Consider the following 18,853-nt stretch of genomic DNA (forward strand, 5'->3'; position numbering starts at 1 on the left):
CGAGCAAGCCCGCTCCCACATTGGAATGCATTTCAAATGTGGGAGCGGGCTTGCTCGCGAAGGGGCCATCAGCTCCAACGCTGAACGCCCTGTATTCCGATAAACAAAAACGCCGCGATCCTCTCGCGGCGTTTTTGTGTCCGGGGTTCTTACCCCAGGTTCTTGCCCAGCAACGCGTGATACAGCTCGCTGTCGCCAAGAATCCCCACCACATGGTTGTTGTCGTGCAGCACCAGTTTGTTGCCGGTCTGGTAGCGAATCTGCAGCGCGTCGCGCATGCCGATGTTCGAGTCCACCAGTGTCGGCTTGCGCTCAAGGGCTTCCACTGCTTGCCCCGGTGCCCAGTTCTGCAGGTTCAGCACCGAACCGTTCTGCCGCGCACCCTTGATCGTGTTGCCTTCGGCCAGGTCCAGCCACGAATCGCCACCCGGGTCGAGGCACACCGAACCGTTGATGCGTTTGCAGTTGTCCAGCGTGCGCATCAGGCTGCGCCCGCACAGGACGTTGAGCGGGTTGGTGTGGGCTACGAAGGTGCGCACATAGTCGTCCGCCGGGTTCAGTACGATCTCTTCCGGCACGCTGTACTGGATGATCCGGCCGTCCTTCATGATCGCGATGCGGCTACCCAGTTTCAGTGCTTCGTCGAGATCGTGACTCACAAACACGATGGTCTTGCTCAGCTTGCGTTGCAGTTCCAGCAGTTCATCCTGCAGGCCCTGACGGATCAGCGGGTCGAGTGCCGAGAACGGTTCGTCCATCAGCAGAATGTCGGCGTCCATCGCCAGTGCCCGGGCCAGGCCGACACGCTGCTGCATGCCGCCGGAGAGTTCATCGGGCTTCTTGTTGCGCCATTGGGTCAGGCCGACCAGTTCGAGCTTGTCGTCGACCAGCTTGCGCCGTTCCTTTTCCGGTCGGCCCTGCATTTCCAGACCGAAACTGATGTTCTCGCGCACCGTCAGCCACGGCATCAGGGCGAACTTCTGGAACACCATGGCGATGCGTTTGGTGCGCATCATTTTCAGTTCGGCCGGGGTGCAGGAAGCGATGTCGATCTGCTTGCCTTCGTGCTCGACGAACAGCTTGCCGCGACTCACGGTGTTGAGGCCGTTGATGCAGCGCAGCAGGCTCGACTTGCCAGAGCCGGACAGGCCCATCAGTACGCAGATCTCGCCTTTGTTGATGTCCAGGCTGGCCTTTTCCACGCCGACGATCTGCCCGGTCTTTTTCAGGATCTCGCTGCGGGTCAAGCCTTGATCGAGAAGTTTCAGTGCTTCGCGCGGATCCTTGGTGAAGATCACGTCAACGTTATCGAAGCGAATTATGCTCATGCGTCACCCCCTACTTTGGCGTCGGGTTGTTTGCAGATACGGTCGAGCATGATCGCCAGCAGTACGATCGCCAGGCCCGCTTCGAAGCCCAGGGCGATATCAGCAGTGTTCAGTGCGTTGACCACCGGTTTGCCGAGTCCGTCGGCGCCTACCAGTGCCGCGATCACCACCATCGACAGCGACAGCATGATGCACTGGGTGATGCCGGCAGCGATGCTCGGCATGGCGTGAGGCAGTTCGATCCGTGAGAGCAATTGGCGACGCGAGCAGCCGAAGGCCTTGCCGGCGTCCATCAGTTCTTGCGGGACATCGCGGATGCCCAGGTAGGTCAGGCGGATCGGCGCAGCGATGGCGAACACCACCGTGGAGATCAGGCCCGGCACCACACCCAGCCCGAAGAGGGTCAGGGTAGGAATGAGGTAAACGAAGGTCGGTACGGTCTGCATCAGATCGAGTACCGGACGCATTAAAGTGTAGAACATCGGCTTGTGCGCAGCGACGATGCCCAGCGGTACGCCGATGACCACGCAGACCAGGGTCGCGAACATGACCTGGGCGAGGGTTTCCATGGTTTCCTGCCAGTACCCCAGGTTGAGGATCAGCAGGAACGAGGCAATCACAAAAACAGTCAGCCCCCATTTGCGCTGGATGAAATGCGCGAGCAGGGCGATGAGGCCGATCAAGACGAAGGGATTGAACCAGGTCAGCGCAAACGTCACGCCGTGGATCATCGTTTCCAGTGTCACGGCGATTGCGTCGAAGGTGCTGGCGCCGTGTTGCGTCAACCATTCAACGAAGCCCGCGATGTACTGGCCTAAAGGGATTTTCTGATCAATCAGCATGGTAGTGAACGTCCGCATGCAAGGAATAAACAGCCCGGGCGAGCGAACTCGCCCGGCGTAAGGCAATTACTGTGCGAGCTTGGCTTTCACGGCCTCCAGGCCAGGTTTACCGTCAATGGTGGTCACGCCAGCGAGCCAGGTATCGAGCACCTGAGGGTTCTTTTTCAGCCAGGCCTTGGCGGCCGCTTCAGGCTTCATCTTGTCGTCGAGGATGTTGCCCATCAGGGTACTTTCCATGTCGACGGTGAACTCCAGGTTCTTCAGCAACTGACCGACGTTGCTGCATTCGGTGGTGTAGCCCTTGCGGGTGTTGGTCGCCACGGTGGCAGCACCGAAATCGGGGCCGAAGAAGTCATCGCCGCCGGTCAGGTATTGAATCTTGAAGCGCTTGTTCATCGGGTGCGGCGCCCAGCCGAGGAAGACCACGGCGGTGTCGCGTTTCTGCGCGCGGTCGACCTGCGAGAGCATGCCCGCTTCGGACGATTCGACGACCTTGAAGCCGGCGGTTTTCAAACCGAAAGCGTCCTTGTCGATCATGCTCTGGATCAGGCGGTTGCCGTCGTTGCCAGGCTCGATGCCGTAGATCTTGCCATCGAGCTCTTTCTTGAATTTGGCGATGTCGGCGAAGTCATGCAGTCCCTTGTCGTACAGGGCTTGCGGTACGGCGAGGGTGTACTTGGCACCTTTGAGGTTGGTGCGCACCACTTCGACGGTGCCGGCATCGCGGTAGGCCTTGATGTCGTTTTCCATGGTCGGCATCCAGTTACCGAGGAACACGTCCATGTTCTTGCCGTCGGCCAGCGACTTGTAGGTCACGGGCACTGAGATCATGGTGGTCTTGGTCTTGTAGCCGAGGGCGTCGAGCACCACCGACGTGGTGGCGGTGGTGGCGGTGATGTCGGTCCAGCCGACATCGGAGAAGTTAACGGTACTGCACTGCGCCGGTTCTGCGGCTTGAGCCAGTAACGGCAGACTCAGCATGGCGGCCAACAACAACGACGGGGAACCTTTCATGGATGGACTCCTTGGTGTTTTTTTTGGCAGTGTTCCGACTGTGGACCACCGCACTTATAGGTTGCGGTTGGATGGCGTTCTGGAGACAGCTCTACCACGGCGCCTTGCAATCGAGTCATAACGATCATGTACCAGTGAAAATCTGACGCCTACAGGGTGGGTCGTATCCAGTACAGGGATGGTCGCATCCAGTGTCAGTGACGTCGTTTACAGCTTTTTTCCGCCCCGTTTGGCCATCTGAACCGCATAAAAACGGCGAAAACACGGGAGGAAACCGGCACGGCGTTGGTGGGCATGAGTGCGTCGGTGTCAGACGCCGAGCGACCTGACAAAAGCCTGATGATGCGGGCATTCCGGCGGATCGCAGCTTGAGCGTAGCAGCTCCGCCAGCGGGCGCTTAACGCCCGGGAACGGCATCCTCAGGAGCTCTGCAGCAATGGCTATCAGCGTTTTCGACCTGTTCAAAATCGGCATCGGCCCGTCCAGTTCCCACACCGTCGGCCCGATGCGCGCCGCCGCCCTGTTTGTCGAATCGCTGCGCGACCGGCACCTGCTCGAGCAGGTACGGCGTATAGAAGTGCAACTGTTCGGCTCACTGTCGGCTACCGGTATCGGCCACGGCAGCGACAATGCAGTGATCATGGGCTTGATGGGCGAGTGGCCGGACGCAATCGACCCGTCGCAGATCGGCCCGCGTATTCAGGCGCTGCGCGAAACTCACACGCTGTTATTGGATGGTCGTCTGTCGGTGCCGTTTGTCTGGGCTCGCGACATGCGCCTGATCGACGAAAACCTGCCGTTCCACCCCAACGCCATGACTCTGGTTGCCGAAGGCGATCACGGCGAGATTCATCGCGACACCTACTATTCGGTCGGTGGCGGTTTTGTCGTGGATCAGGCGCAGGCATCCAGCGGTGTGGTCGATCTGGATCGCACCGAATTGCCTTATGACTTTTCCAGCGCGGTGGAACTGCTGCAGCTGTGCCAAAAGAACAACCTGCGCGTCGCCGAACTGATGATGGCCAACGAAAAGGTCTGGCGCAGCGAAGAGGAAATCCGCGCCGGACTGATGAAGCTGTGGCGGGCGATGCAGGATTGCGTCGAGCAGGGCCTCAAGCACGAAGGCATCCTTCCCGGCGGTCTCAATGTGCGCCGGCGCGCGGCCAAGTTGCATCGCAGCCTGCAGGAGTTGAACAAGCCCAACGTGATCGGTTCGACGTTGAGCGCGATGGAATGGGTCAACCTGTTCGCCTTGGCGGTCAACGAAGAAAACGCCGCGGGCGGGCGTATGGTCACGGCGCCGACCAATGGCGCGGCGGGGATCATTCCGGCGGTGTTGCACTACTTTATGAAGTTCAGCGAAGCGGTCACCGACGCCAACGTCGTCGATTACTTCCTGGGCGCGGCGGCGGTGGGGATTCTGTGCAAGAAGAACGCCTCGATCTCCGGTGCCGAAGTTGGCTGCCAGGGCGAGGTCGGTTCGGCCTGCGCGATGGCGGCGGCGGGACTGGCGGAGATCCTCGGTGCCACTCCGGAGCAATTGTGCAACGCGGCGGAAATCGGCCTGGAACATAACCTCGGCCTGACCTGCGATCCGGTCGGCGGCCTGGTGCAGGTGCCGTGTATCGAGCGCAACGCAATTGCCGCTGTGAAGGCGATCAACGCGGCGCAGATGGCCCTGCGTGGTGATGGTCAGCACTTCATCTCGCTGGACCGGGTGATCCGCACCATGCGTGATACCGGCGCGGATATGCATGACAAATATAAAGAGACCTCGCGGGGTGGTTTGGCCGTTAGCGCGGTTGAGTGCTGAGACCGTGTCGCTCCCATCGCGAGCAGGCTCACTCCTACACTTGGAATGCGTTCCCCTGTAGGAGTGAGCCTGCTCGCGATAGCGCCAGACCAGTCAAAACTGCGCGCTAAGTGAACACAACAAAACAATCACGCCACCTTTTAGCGCGTCGCAATCAGATAAGAGCTTTTCCCACTCGCAGTGCGCCATTCGCATTCCCTGCCGTCCGTCACCCGTGCTTGCGGTGACACTCTGAAACAACTGCGCGCAAGCCCGTTCCCACAAGTGCTACCGATCTGCTCACGGGCAGCGGGGCAGGGCTCTCGGCGCCGCTGATGGCACTTCGAAACACCGTGTGTCCGACGTCTTGAATAGACACGTCGCGACGTCGTTTTCAGGAGTTATTGAACAGCCATTCAATTTTAGGCATGGCAATTGCTCTGTCATAACAAAGCCCGTCTCTCACGCGAGAACGCCGGCAATAACAAGAGCCTCCGCCTGAGGCCATCACCCGCTTTGTGTGAGGAGATACCGCGATGACGTCGTTCAACTCCGGGGCCCAACCCCAGAACCGTGCGCCTCAATCCATCGGCTTTCTGCTGCTGGACAATTTCACGCTGATTTCTCTGGCCTCCGCAGTCGAGCCCCTGCGCATGGCCAACCAATTGTCCGGTCGCGAGTTGTATCGCTGGAGCACCCTGACCGTCGATGGCGGCCAGGTGTGGGCCAGTGACGGTCTGCAAATCACCCCCGATGCCTCCATGCACAAAGCCCCGCCCCTGGACACCGTGATCGTCTGCGGCGGGATTGGCATTCAACGCACTGTGACCCGTGAACACGTGTCATGGCTGCAGAGCCAGGCGCGGCAGTCCAAGCGTCTGGGCGCGGTGTGCACCGGCAGCTGGGCTTTGGCTTGCGCCGGTCTGCTCGACGGTTTCGATTGCAGCGTGCACTGGGAATGTCTGGCGGCGATGCAGGAAGCCTTCCCGCGCGTGGCGATGAGCACCCGTCTGTTCACCCTCGACCGTAACCGTTTCACCAGCTCCGGCGGCACCGCGCCATTGGACATGATGCTGCACCTGATCAGTCGCGATCATGGTCGCGAACTGTCCGCCGCGATCTCGGAAATGTTCGTCTACGAGCGCATCCGCAACGAGCAGGATCACCAGCGCGTGCCGCTCAAGCACATGCTCGGCACCAACCAGCCGAAGCTGCAGGAAATCGTCGCGCTGATGGAAGCCAATCTGGAAGAGCCGATCGACCTCGACGAACTGGCGGTGTACGTCGCCGTGTCGCGTCGACAGCTGGAGCGGCTGTTCCAGAAATACCTGCACTGCTCGCCGTCGCGCTACTACTTGAAGCTGCGCCTGATCCGCGCGCGGCAACTGCTCAAGCAGACGCCGATGTCGATCATTGAAGTCGCGTCGGTGTGTGGTTTCGTCTCGACGCCGCACTTCTCCAAGTGCTACCGCGAATACTTCGGCATTCCGCCGCGTGACGAACGCGTAGGCTCCAACACCACGCAGCAGGTGGCGATGCTGCCGCTGCCGCAGGCGATCGTGATGTCGCCGCTATCGGGACCGATGTCGGCGTTGAGTCAGGCGCGTAATGAGTCGACGTTTGCCAGCGTAAGGCTGTAGACCGAGTCATCGTTCTTCGCGAGCAGGCTCGCTCCCACCTGGAATGCATTTCAAATGTGGGAGCGAGCCTGCTCGCGAATGGATTTATCAGGCGCTATGGCTTTGCTGGTAATCCGCCAACGCCGGCAACAACTGCTTGTCGATCGCCTGGCGCACCGCAGGCTGGATACTGGCGCCGCTGGTGTACATGTCCTTGACCATCTTGCGCAATTCAAACGCGCGAACATTGTCCAGACCACGCACCGCACACTCACAGGCCTGCTCGGCGGTCGAACCGCTCGGTACTTGAAAACCCAATGCCTTGAGCTGGCCCAACAAGTCTTCCTGATCGATCAAATCGGCATACATCATGGCGCGCTTCCTTCTTCGGCAACGGAGGTCGTGACTCGATTCTGGTGGGCATGTGGAGGCACGGCAAGGGCGATTTGTCGCAGTGGCCGCGACGGCTATGAACAGGTCGTTTTCGGCTAACTCAGTGCCAAGGGGAGTCGGCACACTGACCTCAGCTCGCTACAGACGGTTTGGTCACCCTCGACTGGCAGCTCCTCAACAGTACCCTCTGCCCCGATCCTGTCACGGCTTGTATCGGGGCTTTTTTTGCCTGTGAATCCGGGAGAGGGGTGTGGTTGGCGCTGACGCCTTCGCGAGCAGGCTCGCTCCCACATTTGAAATGCATTTCCAGTCTGGGAGCGAGCCTGCTCGCGAAGAACGATGACGCGGTTTACCGTTGCAACACCAGAATCCGCGACAACAACTCATCCCGATCGATGTAGCAACCCTGGAAATGCCGCGCCCCGGTGGCCGGGTCAAACGCATTGCGCGCATGCAGCGTGCGGCGATTATCGAAGCACCACAGTTCACCCGGATTGAGTCGCTGCATCAGGCGAAAACGTGGCTCACGGGTCATGGCGATGAAGCGCCGATAGGCCCGGTACAGCAGCGGCATTTGCTCCACCGATGTATCGAATGCGCCGCGCAGAAAGTTTGCCATGCGCACCTCCGCGACCCGGCCCAACGCGTCCAGCGCAATGATCGGCGCCAGGCAGCGATAGTCGCTGTGGCGATCCTTGTTGCGGAATTCCACGGGGATCTCGCACAGCGCCTGGAACAGCTCCGGTGCTTCCTGACGCAACGCGTCGGCAATCGCAAAACCATCGACGAAAATACTCTCGCCACCCTCGGCATCATTCACCAGGCAATGCAGAAATTGCAGCCCCGGTTGCAGCTCGCGAGTCGGCAAATCGGTATGCAATGGCAGGTTGAAAGCGGTGTAGGCGTTGCTGTCGGCATCTGCCTTGGACTGCACGTTGAACAGCACGCCGAAGTTGCTCTCGCGGATGAACGAAATGCGCTGCGCGATCAGCTTCAGCGAACCCGGCTCGGTGGGAACGCCGCGTACTTGCGTCAGGCCGATGTCGCGCACCGCGATCAACCATTGCAGCAGCGCGCCGTTGTCGTTCATCAGCGCTGAATATTCGAATACCGGTAGCTGCAAATCGCTGCGCCACAGGTAAGCCTTGGGTTTGGCCGCCAGACGTTCGGTGCGGGATTCGTCGTCATAGGCGTGAGCGCGCAGCCAGCCCGGATCGAAGCGACTGCGATGGCCGTCCTGCCAGTCGATCTGCAGACAGCCGTCGCTGTCGATGTGCGCGTTGGCGGGGACGGGATCCGGCGCAGCATCGACGATCTCGAATACCTGTTCGCGGGTGACGTTGTAGACGCACTGCTCGCACGGGCAGTTATCTCGCAACCAGACGTGATGGAACGGGCTGACGCGGCCGTCGGCCCAGGCAAGTGAAACGCGATCCGCCAGGTTCTGCACGCCGCTCAGCGCGCTGATCAACGGATAAGTACGGAAATCGGCAACAGCAGCAGTGTGCATGGCGGCTCCTTGCGTGGGAGGGATTAACGGGCGGGTGGCAGGGCGATGACCCGACCGATGTAAGCCGGGGCGGGCAGATCGACTTGCTCGGCGGCGATGGCTTGCAGGCGGCTCAAGGTGTCCGGGGTGAACGGCGCGGAACGTGGGCCGGCGAGATCGACGTGCAACAGCATCTGCTCGTTACCGGCCAGTTCCTTTTCGTCGCCGGCCAGGTGCAGGCTGTGATAGAGGTGCAGGCGTTTGCTGTCGTGACCGATGATCTGCGTGCGCACTTCGACCTCGGCGTCGAGCTTCACTTCGTGCAGATAATTCAGGTGCAGTTCCAGGGTGAACAGCGAATGGCCGCTGGCTTCGCGGTTGTTGCTGTCCATGCCGAGACGGTCCATCAGCGCGTCGGTGGCGTAGCTGAAAATCAGCAGGTAGAAGGCGTCGCGCAGGTGGCCGTTGTAGTCGACCCAGTCGGGGATGATGGTGGTTTGGTAGGTGGTGAGAGTGGGCATGGTGTCAGATCCAACATTAATAGTGACTGGGCTGCCGTCTTCGCGAGCAAGCCCGCTCCCACATTGGAATGCGGTCACCTGTGGGAGCGGGCTTGCTCGCGAAGGGGCCGGAACTGCTGAGCAAGGATTACTCGCTGAAACTCATCCCGTGCTTTTCCTTGGTGGTCTTCACCGCCTCCAGCACCGCCAGCAGGCAGTCATCACGATAGCGCTCCAGCGCTGAAATGCTGTGGCGGCCGAGCTGGTCGCTGGTGCCATCGACCACATCGTCGATCAGCTTGTCGGTCAGTTCCGGTGCCGGCAGATAAGTCCACGGCAACTGCAACGCCGGGCCGAACTGCGACATGAAGTGACGCATCCCCGCGTCACCGCCGGCCAGCGTATAGGTCAGGAACGTGCCCATGAACGACCAGCGCAGACCGGCGCCAAAACGGATCGCGTCGTCGATCTCGCCAGTAGTCGCCACGCCGTCGTTGACCAGATGCAACGCCTCACGCCAAAGCGCTTCGAGCAGACGGTCAGCGATGAATCCCGGCACTTCCTTGCGCACATGCAACGGACGCATGCCGAGGGATTCGTAGACTTTCATCGCCGCTTGCACGGCCTCGGGCGCGGTGTTCTTGCCGCCGACCACTTCCACCAGCGGCAGCAGGTAGACCGGGTTGAACGGGTGACCGACTACGCAGCGTTCAGGGTGGGTCGAGCTCTCGTAGAATTCGCTCGGCAACAGGCCGGAAGTGCTCGATCCGATCAAGGCATCAGGCTTGGCCGCTGCGCTGATTTTGCTGTGCAGATCGAGTTTCAGCTCGAGGCGTTCCGGGGCACTTTCCTGAATGAAATCGGCATCGCGCACGCATTCTTCGATGGTCGCGACAAAGCGCAAACGATCCTGCGAGGCGCCGGGTGCCAGACCGTTTTTCTCCAGCGCACCCCAGGCATTCGCCACGCGTTTGCGCAGCGCAGCTTCAGCGCCGGGCGCCGGGTCCCAGGCCACCACGTCGAGGCCATGGGCGAGGGCACGCGCGACCCAGCCGCTGCCGATAACACCGCTGCCGAGGGCGGCGAAGGTTTTGATGTCGGTGATAAAGCTCATGGTGATTTCCTGAGAGAGTTCGGTGGTCCTGTGGAAACTCTGTCTTGTGGCGAGGGGATTTAGCGAAACGTCGCACCGCCCCGATCGACTGCGAAGCAGTCGTAAAACCAGCACTCTCGGTCTATCTGATGCCCCGGGTTGTCAGGTCTTGGGGCGGCTTCGCCACCCATCAGGGATGAATCCCCTCACCACAGAATTCATTTCACAGAGGGAAATGGGTGGTTGGGTCAGCCGCGCTGGGTCAGCCCCATCTTTTTGCGACCCTCAGCCGGGGTCAGCACGCGGGCGCCGAGGCGGCTGAGGATCTCGTTGGCGCGTTCGACCAGTTGACCGTTGGTCGCCAGCACGCCCTTGTCCAGCCACAGGTTGTCTTCCAGACCAACCCGCACGTTGCCGCCGAGCAGCACCGCTTGCGCGGCCATCGGCATCTGCATGCGGCCGATGCCGAACCCGGCCCACACCGCATCGGCGGGCAGGTTGTCGACCATGGCTTTCATGGTGGTGGTGTCGGCCGGCGCACCCCACGGGATGCCCAGGCACAGCTGGAACAGCGGGTTGTCGAGCAAGCCTTCCTTGATCATCTGCTTGGCGAACCACAGGTGGCCGGTGTCGAAAATTTCCAGCTCGGCCTTCACCCCCAGCTCGGTGATGCGCTTGGCGCCGGCGCGCAGTTGCGCCGGGGTCGAGACGTAAATGGTGTCGCCATCGCCGAAGTTCAGCGTGCCGCAATCGAGGGTGCAGATTTCCGGCAGCAGTTCTTCAACGTGAGCCAGACGGGTCAGCGGGCCGACCAGATCGGTGTTCGGGCCGAACTCCATCGGGTGCTCGCCGGCACCGATTTCGAGGTCGCCGCCCATGCCGGCGGTGAGGTTGACGATGATGTCGACGTCGGCCTCGCGGATGCGCTCCATCACTTCGCGGTACAGCGCCACGTCACGGCTGAACTTGCCGGTCTGCGGGTCGCGCACATGGCAATGGACGACGGTGGCGCCGGCCTTGGCCGCTTCCACCGCAGCCGCTGCAATCTGTTTCGGGGTGACCGGCACGTGGGGGCTCTTGGCGGTCGTGTCGCCAGCACCGGTAAGTGCGCAGGTGATGATGACGTCATGGTTCATGGTGCGGTTTCCTTCAGGCGTGTTGAGTCTGTTCGCAGCCCTTTCTCGGGCTGCGAAGCGTCGGTCAGTCCCCTCTCCCTGGGGAGAGGGTTAGGGTGAGGGCTTTTCAAACGGGGGTTATTTACTGGTCAGTTGCAGATTTTCAGCGGCCGGTTTGCCGTCGAAGGTGGTCACACCTTCCAGCCAGCGCTGCTTGTCTTCGGGGTGATCCTTGAGCCATTGCTTGGCCGACTCGAAGGCGTCCTTGTGATCGAGCAGTGGCTGCATCATCCGGCTCTCGTCTTCGGCGGTGAACGTCAGGTTGCTCAGCAGCCGACCGATGTTCGGGCACTGTTCAGCGTATTTCGGCGCGGTGACCGTCCATACCGTGGCCATGCCTTCGTTCGGGCCGAGGGCGTCCTCGCTGCCGGTGAGATAAGTCATCTGCACGTTGACGTTCATCGGGTGCGGCGCCCAGCCGAAGAACACCACGGCTTCCTTGCGGCGCACGGCGCGATCGACGGCGGCGAGCATCCCGGCTTCGCTGGACTCGACCAGCTGGAATTTGCCGAGGCCGAACTGGTTCTTGGCGATCATCGCCTTGATCTGCGTGTTGGCGCCCGAACCCGGCTCGATGCCGTAGATCTTGCCGCCCAGCTCCTTCTCGAATTTGGCGATGTCGGCGAAGGTTTTCAGGCCCTTGTCCGCCAGATAGGTCGGCACCGCGAGGGTGGCGCGGGCGTCCTTCAGGCTTGGTGCCGGCAGGACTTTGACCTGGTTGGCATCGACGAACGGGGTGATGGTCTGGGTCATCAGCGGGTTCCAGTAACCGAGGAACAGGTCCAGACGCTGATCGCGGATCCCGGCGAAGATGATTTGCTGGGAGGCGCTGGTTTGTTTGGTGCTGTAGCCGAGGCCGTCGAGCAGGACCTGGGTCATGGCACTGGTGGCGATCACGTCGGTCCAGTTGACGACGCCCATGCGCACGTTCTGGCACGACGCAGGTTCGGCCGCCATGACGCTGGCGCTCAAGAAAGCGGTACCGCTGAGTGCAAGAACACAGCTGCTGATCAGTCGTTTCATGTCGGGTTCCTCGGCAGGTCGTTATTGTGAGTTCCGGCATCTGGCGTGCCGGTGATGCAAAGTTACGCAGCTGTAGGCCTTTGAAAGCGCACTGCGGCGACTGGCTCTTGCACTGTAGCGACCTGTGCGCTTGAACGCTGACGACAATCGGCGTATCAACGATCCACGCTACCCGCTAACCGAGTGCGCCCATGTCCCAGGATTTCTACTTTCTGCTGATGCCGGGGTTTTCCGCCATCGGCTTTATCTCCGCGATCGAACCGCTGCGGGTAGCCAACCGTTTTCGTGGCGAGCTGTACCGCTGGCACGTGCTCAGCGCCGATGGCGGGGCGGTGCTGGCGAGCAATGGCATGTCGGTCAACGCCGACGCGGCGCTGGAGCCGCTGAAGAAAGGTGCGACGTTGCTGGTGGTGGCCGGATTTGAACCGCTGAAGTTCGCCACGCCGACTCTTGAGCACTGGCTGCGCCGGTTGGACAACGAAGGCGTGACCCTTGGCGCTATCGACACCGGCAGCTTCGTCCTCGCGGAGGCCGGCCTGCTTGACGGCCATCGCCTGACCCTGCACTGGGAAGCCATCGATGCGTTCAAGGAATCTTATCCACAGCTCAGCGTCACCCAGGAACTGTTCGAGATTGACCGGCGGCGCATCACCTCGGCGGGCGGCACGGCGTCTATCGATCTGATGCTTGATCTGATCGCCCAGGCCCACGGCCCGCAACTGGCGATTCAGGTCAGCGAACAATTCGTGCTGGGGCGGATTCGTCCGCGCAAGGACCACCAGCGCATGGAAGTCGCCACGCGCTACGGCATCAACAACAAGAAGTTGGTGCAAGTGATTGGCGAGATGGAACAACACAGCGAACCACCGCTGACCACGCTGCAACTGGCGGAATCGATCAAGGTGACACGGCGGCAACTGGAGCGCCTGTTTCGGCTGCATCTGAACGACACACCGAGCAATTTTTATCTGCGCCTGCGATTGGAGAAAGCCCGGCAGCTGTTGCGTCAGACCGATATGAGCGTGCTCGAAGTCAGCATCGCCTGCGGCTTTGAATCACCGTCGTATTTCACCCGCAGCTATCGAGCGAGGTTCGCTCGCTGCCCCCGCGAAGACCGGCGTACCGCCCAAGCCTGAATGAATGTACACAAAACCAATGTGGGAGCGGGCTTGCTCGCGAATGCGGTGGATCAGTCAACTCATGTGTCGACTGACACTCCGCATTCGCGAGCAAGCCCGCTCCCACATTTTTGATCTTCAGTGTCTGAAGAAAAGGTTACTTCTTCACCAACGCCGAACACGCCGCCTTGTAAGCCTCATGCTGATACTTGTTCAGCGTCCCCGGCAGCTCAAAGTTGTGCTTCTTGGCCTGCGCATTGATCGTCTGCGGCGACAATAGCGTTACCTCGCACCCCTCCAGCAACTGAAACACACCTTCGATCTTGAACGTGGTCGGCCCACCGGCAAACTCACCCTTCTTGCTGCGCTTCTTGATCGCAATCCGGTCAATCGAATGCTCGCGCACAAACGAAGCGACCTGCGCCGCGAAGCGTTTGACGTTGGCTGCCTCGTCATCATCGTCGAGGGCGATTTTCTTGGTGTTGAGCGCCACATGGCTCAGCGTTGCCCCGTCAAGGGAGGCCACGGCGATGATCGCTTCGCTGCCTTTGATTTCGATGCCGCAGATGTTCATGGGAATTCCTTTGAATGAAGAGGGCAGCCTACAACTCAAGCTGATTGGCGGTGATGCCGAACGCCGCTGCGATTTTCTCGCGGGTTGCCTTGCGTGGCTTCGCTACTGTTTCCTGTTGAGCGAACGCCGGCTGGGAAATTCCCAGACGTTTCGCCACTTCTTCCTGAGTCAGGTTCAGGTGTTCGCGCCAGGCACGGATCGGTGTCGCCCCGTCAACCATGCGACTGACCACCTCATGCGGGATCAGATCGGGCTGCATTTTCTGCGCGACGTATTGAGCGTAGGGAATGACTACAAAGGCCGGGTTGCCCTCGGCATCGTTGATGATTTGGATGTCGACAGATTGAGTCATGGCACTGGAAATATAAGTCTTTTATAAGATTTTCGAATCTTTACTTATATTTTCCAGTCGGCCAATCAACAACGTTTGTCGGCATGTTGCCGAACTTCCCGAATCACTCCTGCCCAATCGACTCCAAAAACTCCGACCGCTCATCACTCATCCGTGCCACGCAGTCATTCTGCGCAATCTTGAACGCCTTGCTGCCTTCGGTGGCGGGGAATGCTTCCACCGCGCAATCGGCGTCGCGGGTTTTAAGCCATTGTTGCTGGGCGGTTTTCAATTTGGCGGTGATGTCGGCCAGTTGCGCGGCGTTTTTGCCGTAGGTGGTCTGCATGCGCTCGTTGAGGCTGGCGTAGTTGTCCTTGAGCAGGTCTTCGGCAGTGGTGCGGCTGTAGGTCGAGCATTCCAGGGTCTGGACGTCGTTTTCCACCGCGTCGCACGGGTTGTTGTCGGTGTCTTCGGCGGCGTGTACGCCGGTCGCCATCAGTGCCAAAGCCAGGAAGATCGATTTCATGGTTGTCGCCGCTCTAATCCAGTGGTGTATCCAAGATGCGCCAGATTCTGGCTCAAGCTGGCGGGCTTGAACAGGTAGCTGATCGGGGCGCCTGGCGACCCTTTGTCGCGGATTGACGCTTTCGGCAATTCCCCTGTCGTTTTTGCACCCGGTCGCCCCGGCACCGAGGCATATGCTGGCCCCAAAGCGCCGGCAGACGATTCGGCGCATGAATCGCCAATAAGGGGACGCCTGATGAGCCCAGCCGAATTACACGCCGACAGCATCGTTATCGACGGTCTGATCATTGCCAAATGGAACCGCGAGCTGTTCGAAGACATGCGCAAGGGCGGTCTGACGGCGGCCAACTGCACTGTGTCGGTGTGGGAAGGCTTTCAGGCGACCGTGAACAATATTGCCGCCAGCCAGAAGCTGATCCGCGAAAACAGCGACCTGGTGATGCCGGTGCGCACCACCGCCGACATCCGCCGCGCCAAGGAGCAGGGCAAGACCGGCATCCTTTTCGGCTTCCAGAACGCCCACGCGTTCGAAGACCAGATCGGCTATGTCGAGGTGTTCAAGCAGCTCGGCGTCGGCATCGTGCAGATGTGCTACAACACCCAGAACCTGGTCGGCACCGGTTGCTACGAGCGTGACGGCGGCCTGTCGGGCTTCGGTCGCGAAATCGTCGCCGAGATGAACCGCGTCGGCGTCATGTGCGACCTGTCCCACGTCGGCTCCAAGACGTCCGAAGAAGTCATCCTCGAATCGAAAAAACCGGTCTGCTATTCCCACTGCCTGCCGTCGGGTCTGAAAGAGCACCCACGCAACAAGTCCGATGCTGAACTGAAGTTCATTGCTGACCACGGCGGTTTTGTCGGCGTGACCATGTTTGCACCATTCCTCGCCAAGGGCATCGATTCGACCATCGACGATTACGCCGAAGCCATCGAATACACCATGAACATCGTCGGCGAAGACGCCATCGGCATCGGCACCGACTTCACCCAGGGGCACGGCCAGGACTTCTTCGAATACCTGACCCACGACAAGGGCTACGCCCGTCGTCTGACCAGCTTCGGCAAGATCATCAACCCGCTGGGCATCCGCACTGTCGGCGAGTTCCCGAACCTGACCGAAACCCTGCTCAAGCGCGGCCACTCCGAGCGTGTGGTGCGCAAGATCATGGGCGAGAACTGGGTGAACGTCCTCAAAGACGTCTGGGGCGAATGAATAACTCTGGAGCCTACTCCGCTCGCCGATAGCTGCGTCAGGTCCTCGCGCCAAACTCGCCGTACGTCCCGTACTGTCTCGCTTGTCGCTCCGGTCCTTCCTTGCTCTCGACGTGCTCGCTACGGCTCCAAAGTCATTCATACGGCTTGTTTATAAGAGCAAAGCAAAAGCTTCGCTCGGCACCAACCACGAATTTTTCTGGAGTTAAGTTTCCATGGCCAAGATCGCCCCGCAATTGCCAATCGAAGTCGACAGCGAGACTGGTGTCTGGACCTCCGACGCCCTGCCGATGCTGTACGTGCCGCGTCACTTTTTCGTCAATAACCACATGGGCATCGAGGAAGTGCTGGGCGCCGAGGCCTATGCCGAGATCCTCTACAAGGCCGGCTACAAGTCCGCCTGGCACTGGTGTGAAAAAGAAGCCGAATGCCACGGATTGGAAGGCGTCGCCGTGTTCGAGCACTACATGAAGCGTCTGTCGCAACGCGGCTGGGGCCTGTTCAAGATTCAGGACATCGATCTCGACAAAGGCACCGCCAGCGTCAAGCTCGAACACTCCGCGTTCGTCTACGTCTACGGCAAGGTCGGGCGCAAGGTTGACTACATGTTCACCGGCTGGTTTGCCGGCGCCATGGACCAGATCCTCGCCGCTCGCGGCAGCAAGATTCGTACGGTTGCCGAGCAAGTCTACGGTGGCTCCGAAGAAGGCCACGACGACGGCCTGTTCACCGTCAAGCCGTTGTAAGTCGAGGAACCCGCCATGGCTTTCGAAGCAATGTTCCAGCCGATCCAGATCGGCAAACTGACCATCCGTAACCGCGTGCTCAGCACCGCGCACGCCGAGGTCTACGCGACTGACGGTGGCATGACCACCGAGCGCTACGTCAAATACTACGAAGAGAAAGCCAAGGGTGGCATTGGCCTGGCGATCTGCGGCGGTTCGTCGGTGGTCGCCATCGACAGTCCGCAGCAATGGTGGAGTTCGGTCAACCTGTCCACCGACCGGATCATTCCGCACTTCCAGAACCTGGCCGACGCCATGCACAAGCATGGCGCCAAGATCATGATCCAGATTACCCACATGGGCCGACGCTCGCGTTGGGATGGTTTCCACTGGCCGACCCTGATGTCGCCGTCGGGTATTCGTGAACCCGTGCACCGTGCGACCTGCAAGACCATCGAGCCGGAAGAAATCTGGCGGGTGATCGGCAACTACGCCCAGGCGGCGCGCCGCGCCAAGGCCGGTGGTCTGGACGGCGTCGAGCTGTCGGCCGTGCACCAGCACATGATCGACCAGTTCTGGAGCCCGCGCGTCAACAAGCGTACCGACGAATGGGGTGGCAGCTTCGAAGGCCGGATGAAGTTCGGTCTGGAAGTGCTGAAAGCCGTGCGCGCTGAGGTCGGTGACGATTTCTGCGTGGGCATGCGTATCTGCGGTGACGAGTTCCACCCGGACGGTCTCTCCCACGAGGACATGAAGCAGATCGCCAAGTATTACGACGACACCGGCATGCTCGATTTCATCGGCGTCGTCGGCTCGGGTTGCGACACCCACAACACCCTGGCCAACGTGATTCCGAACATGAGTTACCCGCCGGAGCCGTTCCTGCACCTGGCCGCCGGGATCAAGGAAGTGGTCAAGGTGCCGGTGCTGCACGCGCAGAACATCAAGGACCCGAACCAGGCCACGCGCATCCTTGAAGGCGGTTACGTCGACATGGTCGGCATGACCCGCGCGCACATCGCCGACCCGCACCTGATCGCCAAGATCAAGATGGGCCAGATCGACCAGATTAAACAGTGCGTCGGCGCCAACTACTGCATCGACCGTCAGTATCAAGGTCTGGACGTGCTGTGCATCCAGAACGCCGCGACCTCTCGTGAATACATGGGCGTGCCGCACATCATCGAGAAGTCCACAGGCGTCAAACGCAAAGTGGTGATCGTTGGTGCCGGCCCGGCCGGGATGGAAGCAGCACGCGTCTCTGCCGAGCGTGGCCACGACGTGACCCTGTTCGAGAAGAAAGAATTTATCGGCGGGCAGATCACTACCGCGTCGAAAGCGCCGCAGCGCGACCAGATCGCCGGCATCACCCGCTGGTTCCAGCTGGAACTGGCGCGGCTGAAAGTCGACCTGCGTCTGGGCACTGCGGCCGATGCGGCAACCATTATGGATCTGCGTCCGGACGTGGTGGTGCTGGCGGTCGGTGGGCATCCATTCCTTGAGCAGAACGAACACTGGGGCGCTGCCGAAGGGCTGGTGGTCAGCAGCTGGGACGTGCTCGACGGCAAGGTCGCGCCGGGCAAGAACGTGCTGGTCTACGACACCATTTGCGAGTTTACCGGCATGTCGGTCGCCGACTTCCTCGCTGACAAGGGGAGCCAGGTCGAGATCGTCACCGACGACATCAAACCGGGCGTGGCCATCGGCGGCACATCGTTCCCGACTTACTACCGCAGCATGTACCCGAAAGAAGTGATCATGACCGGCGACATGATGCTGGAAAAGGTCTATCGCGAAGGCGACAAGCTGGTGGCGGTGCTGGAGAACGAATACACCGGCGCCAAAGAGGAGCGGGTGGTCGATCAGGTGGTGGTGGAAAACGGCGTGCGTCCGGATGAGGAAATCTACTACGCGCTCAAAGAGGGTTCGCGCAACAAGGGCCAGATCGACGTGGAAGCGTTGTTCGCGATCCAGCCGCAGCCATCGTTGAGCAGCACCGGTGACGGCTACTTGCTATTCCGCATCGGCGACTGCGTGGCGCAGCGTAATACCCATGCTGCGATCTATGACGCGTTGCGCCTTTGCAAAGACTTCTAAGAC

General features: G+C 60.5%; 18 protein-coding genes. 6 read left to right on the forward strand and 12 right to left on the reverse strand.

The window, feature by feature from the left end; translation table 11 throughout:
* Window positions 1-149 precede the first annotated feature (149 nt).
* From choV to V3W27_RS03565, 3 genes are all read right to left on the reverse strand, one after another.
* Window positions 150-1,328: a choline ABC transporter ATP-binding protein gene (choV, locus tag V3W27_RS03555; RefSeq protein ID WP_007962646.1), complete on the reverse strand. Its 1,179-nt coding sequence runs from the start codon at window positions 1,326-1,328 to the stop codon at window positions 150-152.
* Window positions 1,325-2,170: a choline ABC transporter permease subunit gene (choW, locus tag V3W27_RS03560; protein ID WP_007962645.1), complete on the reverse strand. Its 846-nt coding sequence runs from the start codon at window positions 2,168-2,170 to the stop codon at window positions 1,325-1,327. The genes choV and choW overlap by 4 nt, the downstream gene beginning before the upstream one ends.
* Window positions 2,171-2,236: 66 nt before the next feature.
* Entirely contained in the window at window positions 2,237-3,184 is a 948-nt protein-coding gene (locus V3W27_RS03565; RefSeq protein ID WP_027610641.1) for a choline ABC transporter substrate-binding protein, read from the reverse strand.
* Between the two features lie 436 nt (window positions 3,185-3,620).
* Between V3W27_RS03565 and V3W27_RS03570 the strand changes: the two genes are divergently transcribed.
* Window positions 3,621-4,997 carry an L-serine ammonia-lyase gene (locus V3W27_RS03570; protein WP_115985992.1) on the forward strand — a complete coding sequence of 459 codons (1,377 nt, stop codon included), beginning with the start codon at window positions 3,621-3,623 and terminating at the stop codon, window positions 4,995-4,997.
* 515 nt (window positions 4,998-5,512) lie between these two features.
* Complete coding sequence (locus V3W27_RS03575) at window positions 5,513-6,616, forward strand: GlxA family transcriptional regulator (protein WP_007949927.1); 1,104 nt, start codon at window positions 5,513-5,515, stop codon at window positions 6,614-6,616.
* Window positions 6,617-6,703: 87 nt separating this feature from the next.
* On the opposite strand, the gene V3W27_RS03580 is transcribed toward V3W27_RS03575, so the two are convergent.
* The 6 genes from V3W27_RS03580 to V3W27_RS03605 form a co-directional block, all read right to left on the reverse strand.
* Complete coding sequence (locus V3W27_RS03580) at window positions 6,704-6,967, reverse strand: hypothetical protein (protein ID WP_007962640.1); 264 nt, start codon at window positions 6,965-6,967, stop codon at window positions 6,704-6,706.
* A 370-nt stretch (window positions 6,968-7,337) separates the two neighbouring features.
* A complete protein-coding gene (locus tag V3W27_RS03585; protein ID WP_330205923.1) occupies window positions 7,338-8,498 on the reverse strand; it encodes a gamma-butyrobetaine dioxygenase in 1,161 nt (386 codons plus the stop codon).
* 23 nt (window positions 8,499-8,521) lie between these two features.
* On the reverse strand, window positions 8,522-8,998 hold the full coding sequence (locus V3W27_RS03590; RefSeq protein WP_330205924.1) for a thioesterase family protein: 477 nt from the start codon (window positions 8,996-8,998) through the stop codon (window positions 8,522-8,524).
* 127 nt (window positions 8,999-9,125) lie between these two features.
* Window positions 9,126-10,091, reverse strand: a complete 966-nt coding sequence (locus V3W27_RS03595) for an L-carnitine dehydrogenase (protein WP_096795714.1) — start codon at window positions 10,089-10,091, stop codon at window positions 9,126-9,128.
* Between the two features lie 227 nt (window positions 10,092-10,318).
* Window positions 10,319-11,206, reverse strand: coding sequence for a 3-keto-5-aminohexanoate cleavage protein (locus tag V3W27_RS03600; protein WP_027610645.1), 888 nt, complete (start codon window positions 11,204-11,206; stop codon window positions 10,319-10,321).
* A 117-nt stretch (window positions 11,207-11,323) separates the two neighbouring features.
* The gene (locus tag V3W27_RS03605) at window positions 11,324-12,268 is read right to left on the reverse strand and encodes a choline ABC transporter substrate-binding protein (RefSeq protein ID WP_330205925.1); all 945 of its coding nucleotides are present in this window, start codon (window positions 12,266-12,268) and stop codon (window positions 11,324-11,326) included.
* Between the two features lie 191 nt (window positions 12,269-12,459).
* Between V3W27_RS03605 and V3W27_RS03610 the strand changes: the two genes are divergently transcribed.
* Window positions 12,460-13,404, forward strand: coding sequence for a GlxA family transcriptional regulator (locus V3W27_RS03610; RefSeq protein ID WP_027610647.1), 945 nt, complete (start codon window positions 12,460-12,462; stop codon window positions 13,402-13,404).
* A 139-nt stretch (window positions 13,405-13,543) separates the two neighbouring features.
* On the opposite strand, the gene V3W27_RS03615 is transcribed toward V3W27_RS03610, so the two are convergent.
* From V3W27_RS03615 to V3W27_RS03625, 3 genes are all read right to left on the reverse strand, one after another.
* Window positions 13,544-13,960, reverse strand: a complete 417-nt coding sequence (locus tag V3W27_RS03615; protein WP_027610648.1) for a DUF3010 family protein — start codon at window positions 13,958-13,960, stop codon at window positions 13,544-13,546.
* A 28-nt stretch (window positions 13,961-13,988) separates the two neighbouring features.
* Window positions 13,989-14,312 (reverse strand): helix-turn-helix domain-containing protein, encoded by a 324-nt coding sequence (locus V3W27_RS03620; protein WP_115986000.1) that lies wholly within the window; start codon window positions 14,310-14,312, stop codon window positions 13,989-13,991.
* A gap of 103 nt (window positions 14,313-14,415) precedes the next feature.
* Window positions 14,416-14,817 (reverse strand): lysozyme inhibitor LprI family protein, encoded by a 402-nt coding sequence (locus tag V3W27_RS03625; RefSeq protein ID WP_086793643.1) that lies wholly within the window; start codon window positions 14,815-14,817, stop codon window positions 14,416-14,418.
* A 234-nt stretch (window positions 14,818-15,051) separates the two neighbouring features.
* Here V3W27_RS03625 and V3W27_RS03630 point away from each other — a divergent pair, with 234 nt between their 5' ends.
* The 3 genes from V3W27_RS03630 (at window position 15,052) to dgcA (ending at window position 18,850) form a co-directional block, all read left to right on the forward strand.
* Window positions 15,052-16,029 carry a dipeptidase gene (locus V3W27_RS03630; protein ID WP_007962626.1) on the forward strand — a complete coding sequence of 326 codons (978 nt, stop codon included), beginning with the start codon at window positions 15,052-15,054 and terminating at the stop codon, window positions 16,027-16,029.
* 214 nt (window positions 16,030-16,243) lie between these two features.
* Window positions 16,244-16,774 carry a DUF5943 domain-containing protein gene (locus tag V3W27_RS03635; protein WP_003228980.1) on the forward strand — a complete coding sequence of 177 codons (531 nt, stop codon included), beginning with the start codon at window positions 16,244-16,246 and terminating at the stop codon, window positions 16,772-16,774.
* Between the two features lie 15 nt (window positions 16,775-16,789).
* On the forward strand, window positions 16,790-18,850 hold the full coding sequence (gene dgcA, locus V3W27_RS03640) for a dimethylglycine demethylation protein DgcA (protein ID WP_047596497.1): 2,061 nt from the start codon (window positions 16,790-16,792) through the stop codon (window positions 18,848-18,850).
* The last annotated feature ends 3 nt before the right edge of the window (window positions 18,851-18,853 follow it).

Source organism: Pseudomonas sp. AM14(2022) (assembly GCF_036346455.1).
Classification (GTDB): Bacteria; Pseudomonadota; Gammaproteobacteria; order Pseudomonadales; family Pseudomonadaceae; genus Aquipseudomonas; species Aquipseudomonas putida_A.